The following is a 15414-nucleotide window of genomic DNA, read 5'->3' on the forward strand; positions in this document are numbered from 1 at the left end:
CCGCGGCGGCGAATCGGACATGGATGTCTGCTGAGCCGTGACGACCATACCCGCCAGACCGGTGCCCGCACCGTAAGCCGTACAGCCGCCCGCACAGCCGCCCCGCACAACCACACAAGCGCGCCCTCAAAAACCCCCACCCAGGTAAAATCCCCCCATCCCCGCCCCGCCAGAGCGCTCCATGACCTGCCGCACCCGCTTCGCCCCCAGTCCCACCGGCTACCTGCACATCGGCGGCGCGCGCACCGCGCTGTACTGCTGGCTGGAGGCGCGCCACCGCGGGGGCGAATTCGTGCTGCGCATCGAGGACACCGACCGCGAACGCAGCACCCAGGCGGCCATCGATGCCATCCTCGAGGCGATGGAGTGGCTCGGCCTGGACTACGACGAAGGCCCGATCTACCAGACCCACCGCGTCGAGCGCTACAAGGCCGTGGCCGAACAGCTGATCGCCGAGGGCAAGGCCTACTACGCCTACGAGACCCGCGAGGAACTCGACGCCATGCGCGAGGCCGCCATGGCCAAGCAGGAAAAGCCCCGCTACAACGGCGCCGCGCGCGAGCAGAACCTGCCCTTCCGCGATGACCCCAACCGCGTCATCCGCTTCAAGAACCCGCTCGACGGCGTGGTCGCCTTCGACGACCTCATCAAGGGCCGCATCGAGATCGCCAACAGCGAGCTCGACGACATGGTGATCTTCCGCCCGGACGGCTACCCGACGTACAACTTCGCCGTCGTGGTCGACGATTGGGACATGGGCATCACCGAGGTCATCCGCGGCGATGACCACATCAACAACACCCCGCGCCAGATCAACATCTACGAAGCGCTGGGCGCGCCGGTGCCGAAGTTCGCCCACATGCCGATGATCCTCGACGAGCAGGGCGCCAAGCTGTCCAAGCGCACCGGCGCCGCCGACGTGATGCAGTACAAGGATGCCGGCTACCTGCCGCACGCGCTGATCAATTACCTGGCCCGCCTGGGCTGGTCGCATGGCGACCAGGAGCTGTTCTCGCGCCAGGAACTGGTCGAGCTGTTCGACGTCAAGGACGTCAATTCCAAGGCCGCGCGCCTGGACATGGCCAAGCTTGGCTGGGTCAACCAGCACTACCTGAAGACCGACGACCCGGCGACGATCGCGCCGCAGCTGGAATACCAGCTGCGCAAGCTCGACCTGCCGCTGGGCCGCGGCCCAGCCGCCGCCGACGTGGTGGTGGCGCTGCGCGACCGCGTACAGACGTTGAAGGAAATGGCCGAGCGCGCGGCGGTGTGGTACCAGCCGCTGGAGCACTACGACGGCGACGCGGTGGCCAAGCATCTCAAGCCCGCCGCGGAAGCCCCGCTGGTCAAGGCCCGCGAATTGCTGGCCGACGTGGGCAGCTGGACCGTGGAGAACGTCTCCCAGGCGCTGCACGACGCCGCGGCGGCGCTGGAGCTCGGCATGGGCAAGGTGGCCCAGCCGCTGCGCGTGGCCATCACCGGCACCCAGGTGAGCCCGGATATTTCCCATACGGTGTACCTGGCCGGGCACGACGAGGCCTTGAAACGCATCGATGCGGCGCTTATCAAGGTACGTACGGCCGTTTGAGCCGCGCCCGCCCCGATCCGAGGTCGCCATGCCCGCTACCAAGCACGCCTGCACCGATCCGCACCACCACGTCCACAGCGCCGATGCGTTCGTGGCCGCGGTGGAGCGTGCGTGCGCCGAGCGCGGGCTGCGCCTGACGCCGATCCGCGGCAACGTGCTGCGGCTGATCGCCGATGCCGGCAAGCCGGTGAAGGCCTACGAATTGCTGGAATGGGTGCGCGAGGGCAAGAGCGTCGGCGCCGACGCCCCGCCCACGGTGTATCGCGCGCTGGATTTCCTGATGGCCAATGGGTTCGTGCACAAGCTCGAATCGGTCAATGCGTTCGTGGCCTGCCACCACCCCAACAGCAGCCAGCACTCGGTACCGTTCCTGATCTGCGATCGCTGCCATAGCGCGGTGGAGCTGGAGGACCGCGAGGTGGTCGCCCAGCTCGATGCCCGCGCCAAGGCGCTGGGCTTCCAGCCGCAGGCGCAGACGCTGGAAGTGCATGGCTTGTGTGCGAAGTGCGCGGCGGCGGCGTAGAAGGCGACCCGTAGCGTCCCGGTAGCCGGCCTGTCCGGCAGCCTGCCTTCTGGGGCGGGCACGTTCTTCGCTATTCTCCGCGGAAAGGCGTTCGGGCCCGGGAGGGGGAATGGACCGCAGGGTGATATCGGTGCTGGTGGGCTTGGGCGTGCTGGTGGCCCTGGTGGTTCTTGCCGCGCGAACCCCGGCCCGCACAAGCGAACGTGCGATTCCGCCCGCCGCCTGGATCACGCTGCCGCAAACGCTCATGGACGCGCGTGATCCCGAGTCGCGCCGGTTGCTCGCTGGCGCGCTGACCTACGATGACGCCGATGGACAGCCACACGGCGATGTCTATGGAACCCTGGCTTTTCGATGCGGGAGGGAAGATCGCCAGGAGGACCGCCGGCAGCCGCGAGAGGTCTACATCGCGCGCATGACGGAGTCCTCATTGTCGCTGCGCCCGCCGCCTTGGCGTATCGAACTGATTCCCGGAGGTGACACCGTGCGGGTGAGGGTGGTGGAGGCGCCGTTCATCGCCCCCTCCTTGCCGCCGGCTTCGCCGCCTAAGCGAAGCGAGGCGCGGATCTCCAAGGCTTCCCTGGAAGGGATTCGACAGGCGCTGTCCGCGCCGGAATTGTGGGGGCCGCTGCCCGTGGATGAGCGCATATGCCGCGATGGCCCCTTCACGCTATTGGAGGCGTGCGTGGACGGTCGCTACTTCGTCAGCCAACGTTCCTGCGGTTACGGCGCGGAACAGGCGGCCCGCGTGCTGTCCCTGTTCCGTCACCAATTGCCGTCACCGCGCTAGGAGACATCGTGGGAACGCGAGACGCCGCACCGAACAACCGCGGGATTGGCATCGCGTGGATCGCGTTCTTTGCAGGCGTCCTTGCGTTGGCCGCGCTGCTTGCGTTGTGGCTGGCATCGCGATCGCCCCCGGCTCCGATGGCACCACGCTGGCTGGTGCTGCCCCAGAACAACTGGGATGTCGGTGCCCCCCCAGGCGCGGCAATTGTTTCACTGGGCGGAGACGATGCACGACGCGCAGGGCGTGCTGCGCACGGGCTATGCGGGGTCGCTGCAGTCCACCTGTGGCGGCCCGGATCAGCCGGAAGAACATTACGTGGCGCTCATCGACACGGTCGGGCAGCGCATCCCCTGGAAGCTCTACCGGCTCGACTTCGTGCCGCGGCCGCACGAGACCGTCGACGTCACGGTCGTCGAGCTCGCGCCGGCAGAACACCCCGCGACGCCGCGCGTACAGCACTTGTCGATGGCGCGCGCGGGATTGGCGCAGATACAACACGCCTGGTCGGGCGAAGCCATCTGGGGCGAGCAGCCGGGTTCGCTGGCATGCGCGGACACCGGCGAGGCGTATTTCGAAGCTTGCGTGGATGGCCGCTTCCATGTCAGCTCGCGCCAGTGCGGCGGTGAAGCCAGGCAGACCTTGTTGAAAGCATTTCGGGCCAGCTTGCCGCTTCGTTGAGGAACGCGACGGGTGTTGGCCCGCCGCGTCCCGTGCCACTAAGCCACCTGCCGCGATTCCCCTCGCAGCCGCAGCGCCGCATGCACCATCGCGCGCAAGGCGACATCCACCTCTGCCCAGCCGCGCGTCTTCAGGCCGCAATCCGGATTGACCCACAGCTGTTCCGGCGCGAGCACATCGCGTGCGCGCTGCAGCAGTCCCAGGATGTCAGCCACCGAGGGCACCCGCGGCGAATGGATGTCATACACGCCCGGCCCGATGGCGTTCGGGTAGCGGAAACGCACGAAGGCATCCAGCAGCTCCATCCGCGAGCGCGAGGTCTCGATCGAGATCACGTCCGCATCCAGCGCCGCCACCGCCTCGATGATGTCGTTGAACTCGGCGTAGCACATGTGCGTGTGGATCTGCGTCTCGTCGCGCACGCCGCTGGCGGCGATGCGGAAGCTTTCCACTGCCCAGTCGAGATACGCCTGCCATTCGCCCCGCCGCAGCGGCAAGCCTTCGCGCAAGGCCGGCTCGTCGATCTGGATCACGCCGATGCCTGCCGCTTCCAGGTCGCGCACCTCCTCGCGCAGCGCCAGCGCGATCTGCCGGCAAGTACGCGCGCGTTCCTGGTCGTCGCGTACGAACGACCACTGCAGCACCGTCACCGGTCCGGTCAGCATGCCTTTCATCGGTCGCGTGGTGAGCGATTGTGCGTACTGCGACCAGCGCACCGTCATCGGCGCCGGGCGCGCCACGTCGCCGTAGATGATCGGCGGCTTCACGCAGCGCGAGCCATAGCTTTGCACCCAACCGTGGCGGGTGAAGGCGAAGCCGTCCAGCCGCTCGCCGAAGTACTCCACCATGTCGTTGCGTTCGAACTCGCCATGCACCAGGACGTCCAGGCCGATCTTCTCCTGGAAGCGCACGCAGTGCTCGATCTGCGCGGCGATGAAGGCGTCGTAGCGGGCTTCGTCCAGCTTGCCCGACAGGAAGCGGGCGCGCGCCTGCCGCACCTCGGCGGTCTGCGGGAACGAGCCGATGGTGGTGGTGGGATAGCGCGGCAGGTTCAGCACGCCTTGCTGCAGTAGCGCGCGCTCGGCGAAAGGCTTCGAGCGCCGGGTTGCCGCCTCGTCCAGCGCGGCTTCGCGCCGGGCGACCTCGGCGCGGTGCACGCGCGGCGAGCGCCGGCGCGCATCTTGCGCGGCACGCGAGCCGTGCAGCGCGCCGTCGGCATCGCGGCGGCCATCGAGCACATCGGCCAGCGTGCGCAGCTCCTCAAGTTTCTGCACGGCGAAGGCCAGCCAGCCGCGCAGTTCGGCGTCGAGCGTTTTTTCCTGCGCCAGGTCCACCGGCACGTGCAGCAGCGAACACGAGGCCGACAGCCAGAGCCGGTCGGCGCCGCGATGGCCCCGCGCGTAGCGGGCCAGGGTCAGCGCTTCGTCCAGGCGCGCGCGCCAGATGTTGCGGCCGTCCACCAGGCCGGCCGAGAGCACGCGCTCGGCGGGCAGCGCACGCAAGACCGCATCGAGCTGCGCGCGGCCACGCACGAGGTCGATATGCAGGCCATCGACCGGCAACGCCGTGGCCAGCGCCAGGTTGTCGTCGAGCGCGCCGAAGTAGGTGGCCAGCAGCACCTGCGGCCGTGCGACATCGGCGAGGTAGGTGTAGGCGCGGGTGAAGGCCGCGCGCGCGGCCTCGTCCAGGTCGAGCACCAGCGCCGGCTCGTCCAGCTGCACCCAGGCCGCGCCGGCGGCCCGCAATTCGCCCAGCAGTTGGGCGTAGGCCGGCAGCAAGGCATCGAGCAGGGCCCAGCGGTCGCTGCCGTCGATGGTCTTGGAGAGCAGCAGGAAGGTGACCGGGCCCAGCAGCACCGGCCGCGTCTCGATGCCGATCCCGCGGGCTTCGCGATACTCCTCCACCGCCTTGCGCGAACGCAGGCGGAACGCCTGCCCGGCATGCAGCTCCGGCACCAGGTAGTGGTAATTGGTGTCGAACCACTTGGTCATTTCCAGCGCGTGCACGTCGATGCCGCAGGCCTGGTGGCCGCGCGCCATCGCGAAGTACGCCGCGAGCGGCTCGGGTTCGAGCAACGGGCGGTAGCGCTCGGGAATCGCGTCGAAGGCGAAGGCGGTGTCGAGCACGTGGTCGTAGAGGCTGAAGTCGTTGCTCGGTGGCACGTCCACGCCGGCGGCGCGTTGCATCCGCCAGTGCCGCGCGCGCAGCTGGCGTGCCTGCTCGCGCAGCACTTCCGGCCCGGTCTCGCCGCGCCAGTGGCTTTCCAGGGCTTGTTTCAGCTCGCGCCGCGCACCGATGCGCGGGAAGCCGAGGTGGGTCACGATCGTCATTGAAAGATCCTCATTGCATGGGCAGTGAGGAACGAAGGAACCGCGGTGCGCGCCCACTTTCGCGTGCGACGCCCCGCCAGCGACCTCCGCCCCCGCGGGCGAACCGGCAACACGCGGGCAGGACGGAAGGCCGCGTCCGGATCGGCCGGCCACGGGCTCCCGCCACCCCCCGCGGGGCGCCAGGTCGAAACGACGGCACGCGGCCGCCGGCCCAGGCCGGTATTCGGGCTGATGGACAGTCCATGCCGTGGCATGGGGGCCTACTGCCCGCCGCTTCCCAGGCGCCAGGCCCAGTGCATATGGCGGGGGTCGTTTCCATTCACCGCTGCGGGGCAGCTCCGGAATGGGCTGGAACACCAGCCTTCACCGGATTCCCGATTAAATCCATCGCTTCATTGGGATGAAGCGATGGATACCTGCGCGAAGTGGACGTTAGGCGCTGGCGGGCGATCCGTCAATGGCGCGCGCGCGGCGCCTTGACCCGATATGCAACCGGCCTCTGGTATCAGAGAGGTCCCGTGACCTGCGAGCATCGCCATGGAAACCCAGCACCTGCACCGCGGCCGCCTGTTCGACCATGTACACCTCATCGTGCGCGACCTGCCCGCCAGCCGCCGCTTCTACGGGGCCGTGCTGGAGGCGGTGGGCGTGCCGATCGGCGGGGAGGGCGAGGGCTATTTCTGGGCCGACGAGCTGTTCGTCTCCAGCAGGGATTCGGACGCCGGGCTCGGCGAGCTGACCGGCCGGCACCACCTTGCCTTCCAGGCGAAGGACGAGGCCATGGTGCAGGCCTTCCACCGCGCGGCGCTGGCCGCGGGCGGCACCGACAACGGCGCGCCGGGCGAACGCCCGTATCACCCGGGCTACTACGCCGCGTTCGCGATCGACCCGGACGGCAACAACATCGAGGCGGTGTACCACGGGCCGGCGCGGCGCAGCGCCGCGTCGGTGGAAGTGACGTTCTAGATCCCCAGGAACCGGAACGGCTCGGCGGGCACGAAGCGATCCAGCGTTTCGCCGGCAAACACGTTGCGCTGGTTCGGCCCCAGGTCCAGCTTGAGCACCTTGCCGGTTTCCCGCGAGAAGTCCACGCGCTTGAGGTCGACCCAGAACGTGTTGGGCGTCAGCGCCGATTCGAAGAAGTACAGCATGCGCTTGTGGTCCACCACGGTGCGCCAGCGGGTGGAGGAAATATTGGGTTCCTCCTCGGTATTCAGGCCGTAGGGCACCGAGGCGTTGCGGATCACGCTGAACACGCTCGCCAGCGCCACCACCGGGTCCTCGCTCTTGGGAATGGCATTGATGTAGAACGAGGCGCGCGCGAAGCGGTCGGCCGAACGGTTGGTGCCGGGCAGCATCGTGGTGCCGCCGATGGCCTTCCAGTACGCGTTGAGCGCGAGTTGTTCGTCGAACGTGGGCGAATTGGTCATCACCTGGTACTGGCGGCCGTGGTGGATCACCTGCCGGCCGCCGATGTACTCGATGATGGCGCTGTCTCCGCTGGCATCGGACATCGACAGGTGCAACGTGGTCAGCCGCTGCTCGCCGGGCACGTTGTCGGTGACGATGAAGAACGGCTCCTTGCGCAATGCCTCCACCGCTTCGGCCACGGTGGCGTACTGGTCCAGTACGTACTGCGCCCACAGCGCGATCGACAGCGCCGGCTTGTCCTTGCGGTAAGCCGGATACTGCGATTCCACCAGCCACAGCAATTGCGCGGACAGGCCCTTCTCGTTGACGCCGTCGGTGGTGGAGACGTCGTAGCCGGTGGTGACGATGCTGCCGTACCGCGACGTCCACTTCGGCGTGTTCGGGCCGCCTTCCCCGGTGCGCGCCATGCCGCGCGGGAAGATCCACAGGTTGCTGGCGACGTCGTTCTTCCAGTCCATCGAGCGGGCGGTGACCACGTCGCCGTCGGCGCCCAGGTACACCGCGCGGGTGCAGGCGTGGGCATTGGGCGTGGCGAGCGCGGCGGCCACGGTGGCGAGCAGCGCGGCGCAGGGGGCAAGGGCGAGGCGGCGGATCCGGTGCGTCATGGCAGGTTCCTTCTGGCAGGCTCGCGCCGCAGTAGAAACGCACCACCGCGACGGCGGGATGAAGAATCCGTGAGGGTGGCCGGCGCGTTCGGCCTCAGTGGCACTCGGCCATGGCGCGCGGCACGGGGCGTTCGCGGATCGGCAGGTTGACCAGCGCCGCGGCGGCGGCCAGCGCCATGTCGGCGTACCACATCCACGTGTAGTTGCCGAAGTGCTCCAGTGCCACGCCGCCTAGCCAGGCGCCGAAGAAGCCGCCGATCTGGTGCGAGAGCAGGGTCAGCCCGAACAGCGTGCCGAGGTAGCGCGGGCCGAACAGCTTGCCGATCAGCCCGGCGGTGGGCGGCACCGTCGCCAGCCAGGTAAAGCCCAGCGCGGCGGCGAACAGGTAGAACGTCCACGGCGTGGGCGGCGCCATCAGGTACAGCGCGATCAGCACCGCGCGGCTGGCGTACATCGCGAACAGCAGCCACTTCATGCGGAAGCGCTCGCCCAACTTGCCGGCGACCAGGCTGCCGGCCACGTTGAACAGGCCGATCAGCGCGATGGATGCCGCCGAGACGCTCGCCGGCAGGCCGCACAACGCCACTTCGCCCGGCAAGTGCGTGACCAGGAAGGCGATGTGCAGCCCGCAGGTGAAAAAGCCCAGGTGCAGGCACCAGTAGCTGCGGTCGCGCATCGCCACGCGCAATTGCGCGCGCAGGCCGGCGTCGGCCGCGGCCTGCGGGTCGTGCGCCGGCGGGCGCCCGCGCAGCGGCCACGCCAGCGGCAAGGTGAGCAGGGAAAGCATCGCCAGCGCGGTCATTGCCATCGCCCAGCCGGCGGCGCCGATCATCCACTGCACCAGCGGCGCGAAGGCGAACTGGCCCAGCGAGCCGCCGGCGTTGATCAGGCCGGCGGCGAAAGAGCGGCGCGGCGCGGGCAGGCGGTGGGCCGTGGCGCCGATCAGCACTGAGAAGCTGCCCGCGCCGGCGCCCGCCGCGGCGAGCAGGCCCAGGCCGAACACCAGCCCCCACGGGCTGGCGATCCACGGCGTGACGCCCAGGCCGATCGCCAGCAGCACGCCGCCGCCGGCCACCACGGGCAGCGGGCCACGCTGGTCGGCCAGCGCGCCGAACAGCGGCTGCACCGCGCCCCAGACGACCTGGCCCACCGCCAGCGCGAAGCTGATCGCCGCGATGCCGATGCCGGTATCGCGATGAATCGGCGCCACGAACAGGCCGGTGGTCTGGCGCACGCCCATGGTGAGCATCAGTACCGCCGAGGCGGTGACGAGCAGCCCCCAGTGGACCCGGGGCGTGGCGTGGGGCGGGGAGGCGAGGGCGTCCATGCCGGCACGATAGAGCGTGCCGGCGGCCGCGCAAACCCGTATCGGGCGCGCCACAGCGTGCCGGCTCCGGGACGATGCGGGCCGGTTCCGCACCCGCTTTGCCCGGTTTCGTCGCGTGGCCGTTGTCCGCGGCGGCGGGATTGGCCAGATTTCGCCCCGATCTTCGGATGGAGTCGCGCCATGAAGCACGGACTTGCCCTGTTCGCCGCCGGCCTGGTGTTGCTGGTGGGTGCGCTGTTGGTGGCGCGCCCGCCCGCCACGCTGGCCGCCGGCGCGGAAAGCTGCCTGTTGCGCGCGGCCAACGGCGCACCGCGTTACGAGGGCTGCACCCTGGCCGAAGGAGAGGGCCTGGGGGCGCCGGGCATCGCGCTGATCTTCTTCATCGGCGGGCTGGCTGCGCTGGGCAGCGGCATCGTCGCGCTGCGCGTGGCCTGCCCGCCGACCCACGCGCGGCGTCGCGTGGGGCTGCACCTGCGCTGAGGCCGACGCAAAACGGCCGCCCCGAAGGGCGGCCGTCCGACGCGCGGAGAGAGGGACGCGTCAGAAGAACAGGCGCACGCCGAAGCTCGCGTTGCGGCCCGGCAGCATCACGTCGTCCTTGAGGAAGGAGGTGTGCACGCGCGCATCCTGGTTGGTGAGGTTGTTGCCGTCCAGGAACACTTCCCACGCGGTCGCGCCGCTGTCCACGTGGTAGGCGACGTGGGCATCCACCATCGTGTAGCCATCGGTCGGCGTCTCGCCTTCGGCCACCTTGTCCTGCTTGGCGTAGCGGGTGGCGCCCAGCGAGGCGCGCCAGCGCTCGGCCTCCCAGCGGAACTGCGCGCCGAAGCGCGAAGGCGCGATGCGCGGCAGGTTGCCGCCTTCGTCCAGGCGCGCACGCACGGTGTCGCCGAACACGCGCAGGTCCCAGGCGCCGGTCTCGTTGTTGGCGAGGTGGAACGTGGCCTCGCCCTCGAAGCCGTGGAAGATCGCATCGGCCTGCGACCACTGGCGGATCGGCAGGTACTCGTCCTCTTCGTCGAAGTACCACTGGCCGCCGGTGTCGGCGAGATAGATGAAATCGTTGTAGCGGTTGTAGTACGCCGACACCTTCGCATCGACCCAGTCGCTCTGGTAGTTCAGGCCGAGCTCGAGCTGGTTGGCCGCTTCCTTCTTCAGGTCCGGGTTGCCGACCTCGTAGGAGAGCGTGGCGATGTGCGGGCCGTCGGCGAACAGTTCCTCCTCGGCCGGCGCGCGTTCGGCGTGGTCGAGGTTGGCGGTCAGGCGCCACTGCTCGTTGAGGCGGAGGCCACCGCTGAGCGAGATGCTGCCTGGGTGGAAATCGCGCGACAGGCCGGTCTCGGTCTCGTACTTGACCTGGTCCACGCGCGCGCCCAGGTCGGCCTGGAAGCGGCCCCACGTGTTGCGCGCCACGCCGAACACACCGATCGCGCGGGTGTCGGTCTTCGGCACGAACGCTTCCTCGCCGACGGCGGCGAAGGTGGAGTCGCTGCCCTGCACGCCGAAGGCGGTCTTCCAGCCGCCGCCGAACGCGAACGAGGCTTCCACGCGGCCTTCGTTGGCGCGCTTGCTGAAGGTGGTGCCGGGCTCGTCGCCTTCCCACTCGGTGTGTTCGTAGTCGGTGTGGCCGAAGCTGTAGCGCAGGCCGCTGCCTTCGCCGAACGGATCGTTGAGGCCGCCCTTCAGTTCGTAGCGGTCCTGCTTCATGTCCAGCCACACGCCGCGCTCGCCGGCGGCCAGGTCGCCCGGCTCGCCGGGATTGCCGTAGGTGTCGCGGAAGCGCGAGACCGACGCACCCACGAAGCCCCAGTCGCCGGACATCGAGGCGCCGATCGCGCCGGACTTGCCGTCGACGAAGCTGTTGGCCTGGCGGCCCTTGGGCGTGTCGTAGTCGTTGAGGTTGCGGTACACGCCATCGGCGTGGATCGACAGGCCCGAGCCGTTGCCGGCATCGAGGCGAAACATGTCGGTATTGCCGTCCTTGTCGCCGGCGTCGAAGCGCACTTCGGCGCGGCCGCTCAGGCCGTCCACCGGCGTCTCGGCGATGCGCCCATCCACCACGTTGACCACGCCCCCGATGGCGCCGGAGCCGTAGAGCAGCGTCGAGGGGCCCTTGAGCACTTCGATCTGGTCGGCCAGGAAAGGCTCGATGGCGGGCGAATGGTCCTGGCTCACGGTGGAGACGTCCTGCGTGGCCAGGCCGCCGCTGACGATGGCCACGCGCGGGCCGTCCATGCCGCGGATGATCGGGCGGCCCACGCCGGGCCCGAAGTTGGAGGTCTGCACGCCCGGCAGCCCGGCGACGGTCTCGCCCAGGCTGGCGCCGCGCGCTTCGTCCAGCCGCTCGCCGGCCAGCACTTCGACCGGGCGGCTCAGTTCGGCGGCGGTGCCGCCCAGCGGGTTGGCGGTGACGGTGACGCCATCCAGGTCCTTCACGTGGCGGCCGGCGGCGGCGTCGCCGTCGTGGCGCGAATCGCTGGTCGGCGGGTCGGAGGCGGCGGGCGTGTCGTCGGCCAGCGCGAGCGTGGGAGCGAACAGCAGCGCGGCAAGCGCGAGGCACAGCGGCGTACGGCGGGCGGGGAGGGCGTTCTGGGACATGGGGGTCTTCTTGTTATGTTGTATCAATGGACGGGCACGGCGATGCTTGGAACGTGGGCCGGGGCGAAAGTTCTGGGAATGACGGCGGGCGGGGAGGAGCGGCTCGCGGAAATGTTATATTATTCCAGTCCCCGCTGCGTACCCTGCTGGAAGTCATGGCGCGACCCTCTTCCCTGCGAGCTTTCCTCGACCGCTTCGGTGCCAGCGGCTCGCTGCTGTGCGCGGTGCATTGCGCGGTGTTGCCGATGGTGCTGGCGCTGGCGCCCTCGCTCGGCCTGTCGGTATGGATGGGCGATGGGGTGGAGCGTGCCGTGGTGGTGTTCGTGACCCTGCTCGGCCTGTTCAGCCTGGTGCTGGGCTACCGCCGCCACCGCGCCTGGCGCGCGCTGGGCCTGCTGCTGCCGGGCCTGACCCTGCTGTGGACCGGCCTGCTGTACGCCCCGCTGCACCATTCGGTGGTGCCGCACGCGGTGGTGATGACCCTCGGCGGCACGCTGGTCGGCATTGCCCACCTGGTGAACCTGCGCCTGACCCACGGCCATGTTCACGATGCGAGCTGCGCGCACTGAGGGGCGTCGTGGTAGGCTTGCCGCCCTCGCGCGAAGGCCGCTGGGCGGTGCCGCGCCGGATCCGTGCCTGACGCACGGGCATCACGCAATCACATTCAGGAGTTGACGATCATGGGTAAGGGTGACCGCAAGACCGCCAAGGGCAAGCGCTACAACGCCAGCTACGGCAATTCGCGCCGTCATGGCGTGACCAAGGTGGCTGTGGGCGCTGCCGCGCCGGTCGCCAAGAAGACCGCCACCAAGGCGCCGGCCAAGAAGGCCGTGGCCAAGAAGACGGTTGCCAAGGCCGGTTGATCCGCTGCCACAGGCGATGAAGAACGCGGCGCTTGCGCCGCGTTTTTTTATGCGCGCTCGCCGGCCGGGCGCACCAGCAGGTCGGCCAGGCCGCGGTAGATCGGCACGCGGCACACCAGCCCGGACATCGCCCGCGCGAACAGCACCGTGGCCAGGATCGGCAGCAGCAGGTCGCCGCTGTCGGTGAGTTCCAGCGAAATCACCGCCGAGGTGAGCGGTGCCTGGGTGACGCCGGTGAGATAGGCGCACATGCCCAGCAACACGAAGGTGCGCGGGTCCACGCCGGGCATCAGCGCGGCGAGGTTGTGCCCGATGCCGGCGCCCACGGCCAGCGCCGGCGAGAACAGGCCGCCCGGAATGCCCGCCACGTAGGACACCAGGTTGGCGAACAGCTTCATCAGCCCGAACTCGTGCCCCACGCCGGGGTGGCCCTGCACCAGCCCGCGCGCCTGCTCGTAGCCGGTGCCGAACGCACCGGCGCCAAACACACTGGCCAGCGCCACCAGCGCCAGCCCGCACAGCACCGCCAGCCAGATCGGATGCCGCTGGCGCAGCTGGCCGAGCCAGCGCGGACGCCCCGCGGCGGTGGCCAGCACCATGCGGCTGAAGACGCCACCGGCCAAACCACCGACCACCGCGCACAGCGGGATCGCCAGCCACGCCTGTCCCAGCGGCAGGCCTGCCGGCACCTTGCCGAAATACGTGTAGTTGCCGAGCAGGCCGAGCGAGACCACGCCACCAACGATCACCGCGGTCAGCAACGTGCCGGAGAAGCGATGCTCGAAGCGCCCGCTGAGCTCCTCGATGGCGAACACCACGCCCGCCAGTGGCGTGTTGAACGCGGCCGCGATACCCGCCGCGCCGCCGGCCAGCAGGAAGTGGCCGAGTTCGCGCGGGTCATGGAAACCGAAGCGGCGCCCGATCACGTACATCAGGCTGGCACCCACATGCACGGTGGGGCCCTCGCGGCCCACCGAGGCGCCGCCGAGCAGCGACAGCGTGGTCAGCAGCAGCTTGCCGGCCGACACGCGCAGCGACAGGTTGCGCTGGCGAAACGCGTCGTCGGGCGTATCCAGCGCGGCGATCACCTGCGGAATGCCGCTGCCGCGCGTGGGCCGCAGCACGCCATGCGTCGCCCAGGCCAGCAGGCCGAACACGCCAGGGGTGAGCAGCCATACCGACCACGGCGCGATCGCCGCGCAGCGCTGGAACAGCGCGAAGGCCGCGTCGCTGGCCTTGGCGAACACGATGGCCACCAGCGCGACCGCCACGGCGCCGCCCCACAGCGCCAGCCGGCGTCGCCAGCCTTCGCCCGAGAGCAGGGGGTGATTCGAATCGCTCATCGCCACTATGGTGCCACGCCGCCGCCGCGTCGCCTTTCACTGCTCAAGGCGTGGCCACCGGCGCGCGCAGCGCCGGGCGCAGCGTGCCGGCATCGCCGTCGTTCGGCGCGGCAGGGATGCCAAGCAGGCCGGCGAGCAGCGGATAGACATCCACGTTGTCGAACGGCGGCAACGTCTTGCCGGTGGCGAAGCGGGGCCCGCGCGCGATGAACACCGCACGCATCGACGGCAGCGCCGGGTCGTAGCCGTGCGAGCCGCGCACGTGCCCGGCGTGGCGCGCAGCGACCTCGTCGGCCGGCAGCGCGTCCCAGCCTTCGTGCATCTGGCAGATGATCGGCGGCACCCGCGGATGCGTGCCGTAATGCCAGCGCGCCGGCAACTCGCCGCGGCGCCAGCAGTCGTACTGCGCGTGCGCGCCGAGCAGGCGCCGCTCGGCCGCCTGCTCCTGGCCCGGCCGCGGCGCGATGCCGACCGATTGCCCGATCGACACCACCTTCGCTTCCTCCATCGGCACCATGTCCTCCACCGCCAGCACCTGCCGCGGCGGCACGGTGGCCATGCCGTGGTCGGAGACGACGACGATGTCCACCTGGTCCAGCCGATGGTCGCGCCGCAGCCGCGCGACGAGCCCGCCGATCGCGCGGTCCACGTCGACGATGGCCCGGCGGTACTCGGGCGATTGCGGGCCGTGGTCGTGGCCCGCCTTGTCGACCTGGTCGAAGTACAGCGTGACCAGCGACAGCGGCACGCGGCGGTCCTCCAGCCAATCGCCGACCTGCCGCGCGCGCTGCTCGGGCGATACGTGCGCGTCGTACCTGATCCAGTGCGTGGGGCGCACGCCGTCGATCGCCGCTTCGCTGCCCGGCCACGACCACGTGGCCGCATGCAGGCCGGCTTTCTCCGCGCCCACCCAGATCGGCTCGCCGCCCCACCAGCGGCTGTCGCCGACCGCATCGGCCTGGCTCACCTTGAACCCGCCCAGGTCGGCGTCGTCCATGCTGTTGTGCACGATGCCGTGGTGGTCCGGCCGCAGGCCGGTGACCAGCGTGTAGTGGTTCGGGAACGTCAACGCCGGGTAGGAGGGGTTCATCCACTGCGCGCGCACGCCCTGCGCGGCCAGTTGCGACAAATGCGGAGTGATACCCCAGTCGAGCGCGTCGGCGCGCAGGCCGTCGATGGAGATCAGCAGCAGTTGCGGCCGGCCGGCGTTCGCCGGGGCCGGCGGCGCGGGGGCGGTGGAGCAAGCGGCGAGCAATAGCGCCAGCAGCGCCGTGGGCACGAAGGCAAGACGGGTCATCGCGTCATTCTAGGCCGTGACGATGACCCGTCGGAGACACA

14 protein-coding genes and 1 riboswitch are annotated in these 15414 nt (G+C 69.9%); of the genes, 8 read left to right on the forward strand and 6 right to left on the reverse strand.

Going from position 1 to position 15414, the window contains the following annotated elements:
- The first annotated feature begins 181 nt into the window (after positions 1 to 181).
- The 4 genes from gltX (at position 182) to P6166_RS16600 (ending at position 3579) form a co-directional block, all read left to right on the forward strand.
- Complete coding sequence (gene gltX, locus P6166_RS16585) at positions 182 to 1588, forward strand: glutamate--tRNA ligase (protein WP_277765543.1); 1407 nt, start codon at positions 182 to 184, stop codon at positions 1586 to 1588.
- A 28-nt stretch (positions 1589 to 1616) separates the two neighbouring features.
- Positions 1617 to 2111, forward strand: coding sequence for a Fur family transcriptional regulator (locus P6166_RS16590; RefSeq protein WP_277765544.1), 495 nt, complete (start codon positions 1617 to 1619; stop codon positions 2109 to 2111).
- A 109-nt stretch (positions 2112 to 2220) separates the two neighbouring features.
- On the forward strand, positions 2221 to 2901 hold the full coding sequence (locus P6166_RS16595; protein ID WP_277765545.1) for a hypothetical protein: 681 nt from the start codon (positions 2221 to 2223) through the stop codon (positions 2899 to 2901).
- Between the two features lie 177 nt (positions 2902 to 3078).
- Positions 3079 to 3579: a hypothetical protein gene (locus P6166_RS16600; RefSeq protein WP_277765546.1), complete on the forward strand. Its 501-nt coding sequence runs from the start codon at positions 3079 to 3081 to the stop codon at positions 3577 to 3579.
- 38 nt (positions 3580 to 3617) lie between these two features.
- Here the strand turns inward: P6166_RS16600 and metE are convergent, their stop codons facing one another.
- Positions 3618 to 5909, reverse strand: coding sequence for a 5-methyltetrahydropteroyltriglutamate--homocysteine S-methyltransferase (metE, locus tag P6166_RS16605; protein WP_277765547.1), 2292 nt, complete (start codon positions 5907 to 5909; stop codon positions 3618 to 3620).
- Between the two features lie 196 nt (positions 5910 to 6105).
- A riboswitch (cobalamin riboswitch) is annotated at positions 6106 to 6344 on the reverse strand.
- Between the two features lie 102 nt (positions 6345 to 6446).
- Between metE and P6166_RS16610 the strand changes: the two genes are divergently transcribed.
- Positions 6447 to 6875: a VOC family protein gene (locus tag P6166_RS16610; RefSeq protein ID WP_277765548.1), complete on the forward strand. Its 429-nt coding sequence runs from the start codon at positions 6447 to 6449 to the stop codon at positions 6873 to 6875.
- Here the strand turns inward: P6166_RS16610 and P6166_RS16615 are convergent.
- Together P6166_RS16615 and P6166_RS16620 are read right to left on the reverse strand one after the other, a co-directional pair.
- Positions 6872 to 7945, reverse strand: coding sequence for a linear amide C-N hydrolase (locus P6166_RS16615; RefSeq protein WP_277765549.1), 1074 nt, complete (start codon positions 7943 to 7945; stop codon positions 6872 to 6874). The two genes, P6166_RS16610 and P6166_RS16615, sit on opposite strands and share 4 nt — an antisense overlap.
- 94 nt (positions 7946 to 8039) lie before the next feature.
- Complete coding sequence (locus tag P6166_RS16620; RefSeq protein WP_277765550.1) at positions 8040 to 9272, reverse strand: MFS transporter; 1233 nt, start codon at positions 9270 to 9272, stop codon at positions 8040 to 8042.
- A 180-nt stretch (positions 9273 to 9452) separates the two neighbouring features.
- Between P6166_RS16620 and P6166_RS16625 the strand changes: the two genes are divergently transcribed.
- Entirely contained in the window at positions 9453 to 9752 is a 300-nt protein-coding gene (locus P6166_RS16625; RefSeq protein ID WP_277765551.1) for a hypothetical protein, read from the forward strand.
- 60 nt (positions 9753 to 9812) lie between these two features.
- Here P6166_RS16625 and P6166_RS16630 read toward each other — a convergent pair whose 3' ends face one another.
- Positions 9813 to 11870, reverse strand: a complete 2058-nt coding sequence (locus P6166_RS16630; protein WP_277765552.1) for a TonB-dependent receptor — start codon at positions 11868 to 11870, stop codon at positions 9813 to 9815.
- A gap of 155 nt (positions 11871 to 12025) precedes the next feature.
- On the opposite strand from P6166_RS16630, the gene P6166_RS16635 reads away from it, so the two are divergent.
- The gene (locus P6166_RS16635; RefSeq protein ID WP_277765553.1) at positions 12026 to 12439 is read left to right on the forward strand and encodes a MerC domain-containing protein; all 414 of its coding nucleotides are present in this window, start codon (positions 12026 to 12028) and stop codon (positions 12437 to 12439) included.
- 111 nt (positions 12440 to 12550) lie between these two features.
- Positions 12551 to 12733 carry a 30S ribosomal protein THX gene (locus P6166_RS16640; protein WP_130319323.1) on the forward strand — a complete coding sequence of 61 codons (183 nt, stop codon included), beginning with the start codon at positions 12551 to 12553 and terminating at the stop codon, positions 12731 to 12733.
- 47 nt (positions 12734 to 12780) lie between these two features.
- Here the strand turns inward: P6166_RS16640 and P6166_RS16645 are convergent, their stop codons facing one another.
- Together P6166_RS16645 and P6166_RS16650 are read right to left on the reverse strand one after the other, a co-directional pair.
- The gene (locus tag P6166_RS16645; protein WP_277765554.1) at positions 12781 to 14076 is read right to left on the reverse strand and encodes a chloride channel protein; all 1296 of its coding nucleotides are present in this window, start codon (positions 14074 to 14076) and stop codon (positions 12781 to 12783) included.
- Between the two features lie 43 nt (positions 14077 to 14119).
- Positions 14120 to 15373: an ectonucleotide pyrophosphatase/phosphodiesterase gene (locus P6166_RS16650; RefSeq protein WP_277765555.1), complete on the reverse strand. Its 1254-nt coding sequence runs from the start codon at positions 15371 to 15373 to the stop codon at positions 14120 to 14122.
- Between the last annotated feature and the right edge of the window lie 41 nt (positions 15374 to 15414).

Origin of the sequence: Stenotrophomonas sp. HITSZ_GD (assembly GCF_029543105.1) — a bacterium.
Classification (GTDB): domain Bacteria; phylum Pseudomonadota; class Gammaproteobacteria; order Xanthomonadales; family Xanthomonadaceae; genus Stenotrophomonas_A.

Excerpts from the sequence above, each read along its gene's own strand:
- P6166_RS16630 (WP_277765552.1), bottom strand. The coding sequence starts at position 11,870 with ATGTCCCAGAACGCCCTCCCCGCCCGCCGTACGCCGCTGTGCCTCGCG.
- P6166_RS16600 (WP_277765546.1), top strand. The coding sequence starts at position 3,079 with ATGTCGGTGCCCCCCCAGGCGCGGCAATTGTTTCACTGGGCGGAGACG.
- gltX (WP_277765543.1), top strand. The coding sequence starts at position 182 with ATGACCTGCCGCACCCGCTTCGCCCCCAGTCCCACCGGCTACCTGCAC.
- P6166_RS16595 (WP_277765545.1), top strand. The coding sequence starts at position 2,221 with ATGGACCGCAGGGTGATATCGGTGCTGGTGGGCTTGGGCGTGCTGGTG.
- P6166_RS16620 (WP_277765550.1), bottom strand. The coding sequence starts at position 9,272 with ATGGACGCCCTCGCCTCCCCGCCCCACGCCACGCCCCGGGTCCACTGG.
- P6166_RS16640 (WP_130319323.1), top strand. The coding sequence starts at position 12,551 with ATGGGTAAGGGTGACCGCAAGACCGCCAAGGGCAAGCGCTACAACGCC.
- P6166_RS16625 (WP_277765551.1), top strand. The coding sequence starts at position 9,453 with ATGAAGCACGGACTTGCCCTGTTCGCCGCCGGCCTGGTGTTGCTGGTG.
- P6166_RS16645 (WP_277765554.1), bottom strand. The coding sequence starts at position 14,076 with ATGAGCGATTCGAATCACCCCCTGCTCTCGGGCGAAGGCTGGCGACGC.
- metE (WP_277765547.1), bottom strand. The coding sequence starts at position 5,909 with ATGACGATCGTGACCCACCTCGGCTTCCCGCGCATCGGTGCGCGGCGC.
- P6166_RS16635 (WP_277765553.1), top strand. The coding sequence starts at position 12,026 with ATGGCGCGACCCTCTTCCCTGCGAGCTTTCCTCGACCGCTTCGGTGCC.
- P6166_RS16590 (WP_277765544.1), top strand. The coding sequence starts at position 1,617 with ATGCCCGCTACCAAGCACGCCTGCACCGATCCGCACCACCACGTCCAC.
- P6166_RS16650 (WP_277765555.1), bottom strand. The coding sequence starts at position 15,373 with ATGACCCGTCTTGCCTTCGTGCCCACGGCGCTGCTGGCGCTATTGCTC.
- P6166_RS16615 (WP_277765549.1), bottom strand. The coding sequence starts at position 7,945 with ATGACGCACCGGATCCGCCGCCTCGCCCTTGCCCCCTGCGCCGCGCTG.
- P6166_RS16610 (WP_277765548.1), top strand. The coding sequence starts at position 6,447 with ATGGAAACCCAGCACCTGCACCGCGGCCGCCTGTTCGACCATGTACAC.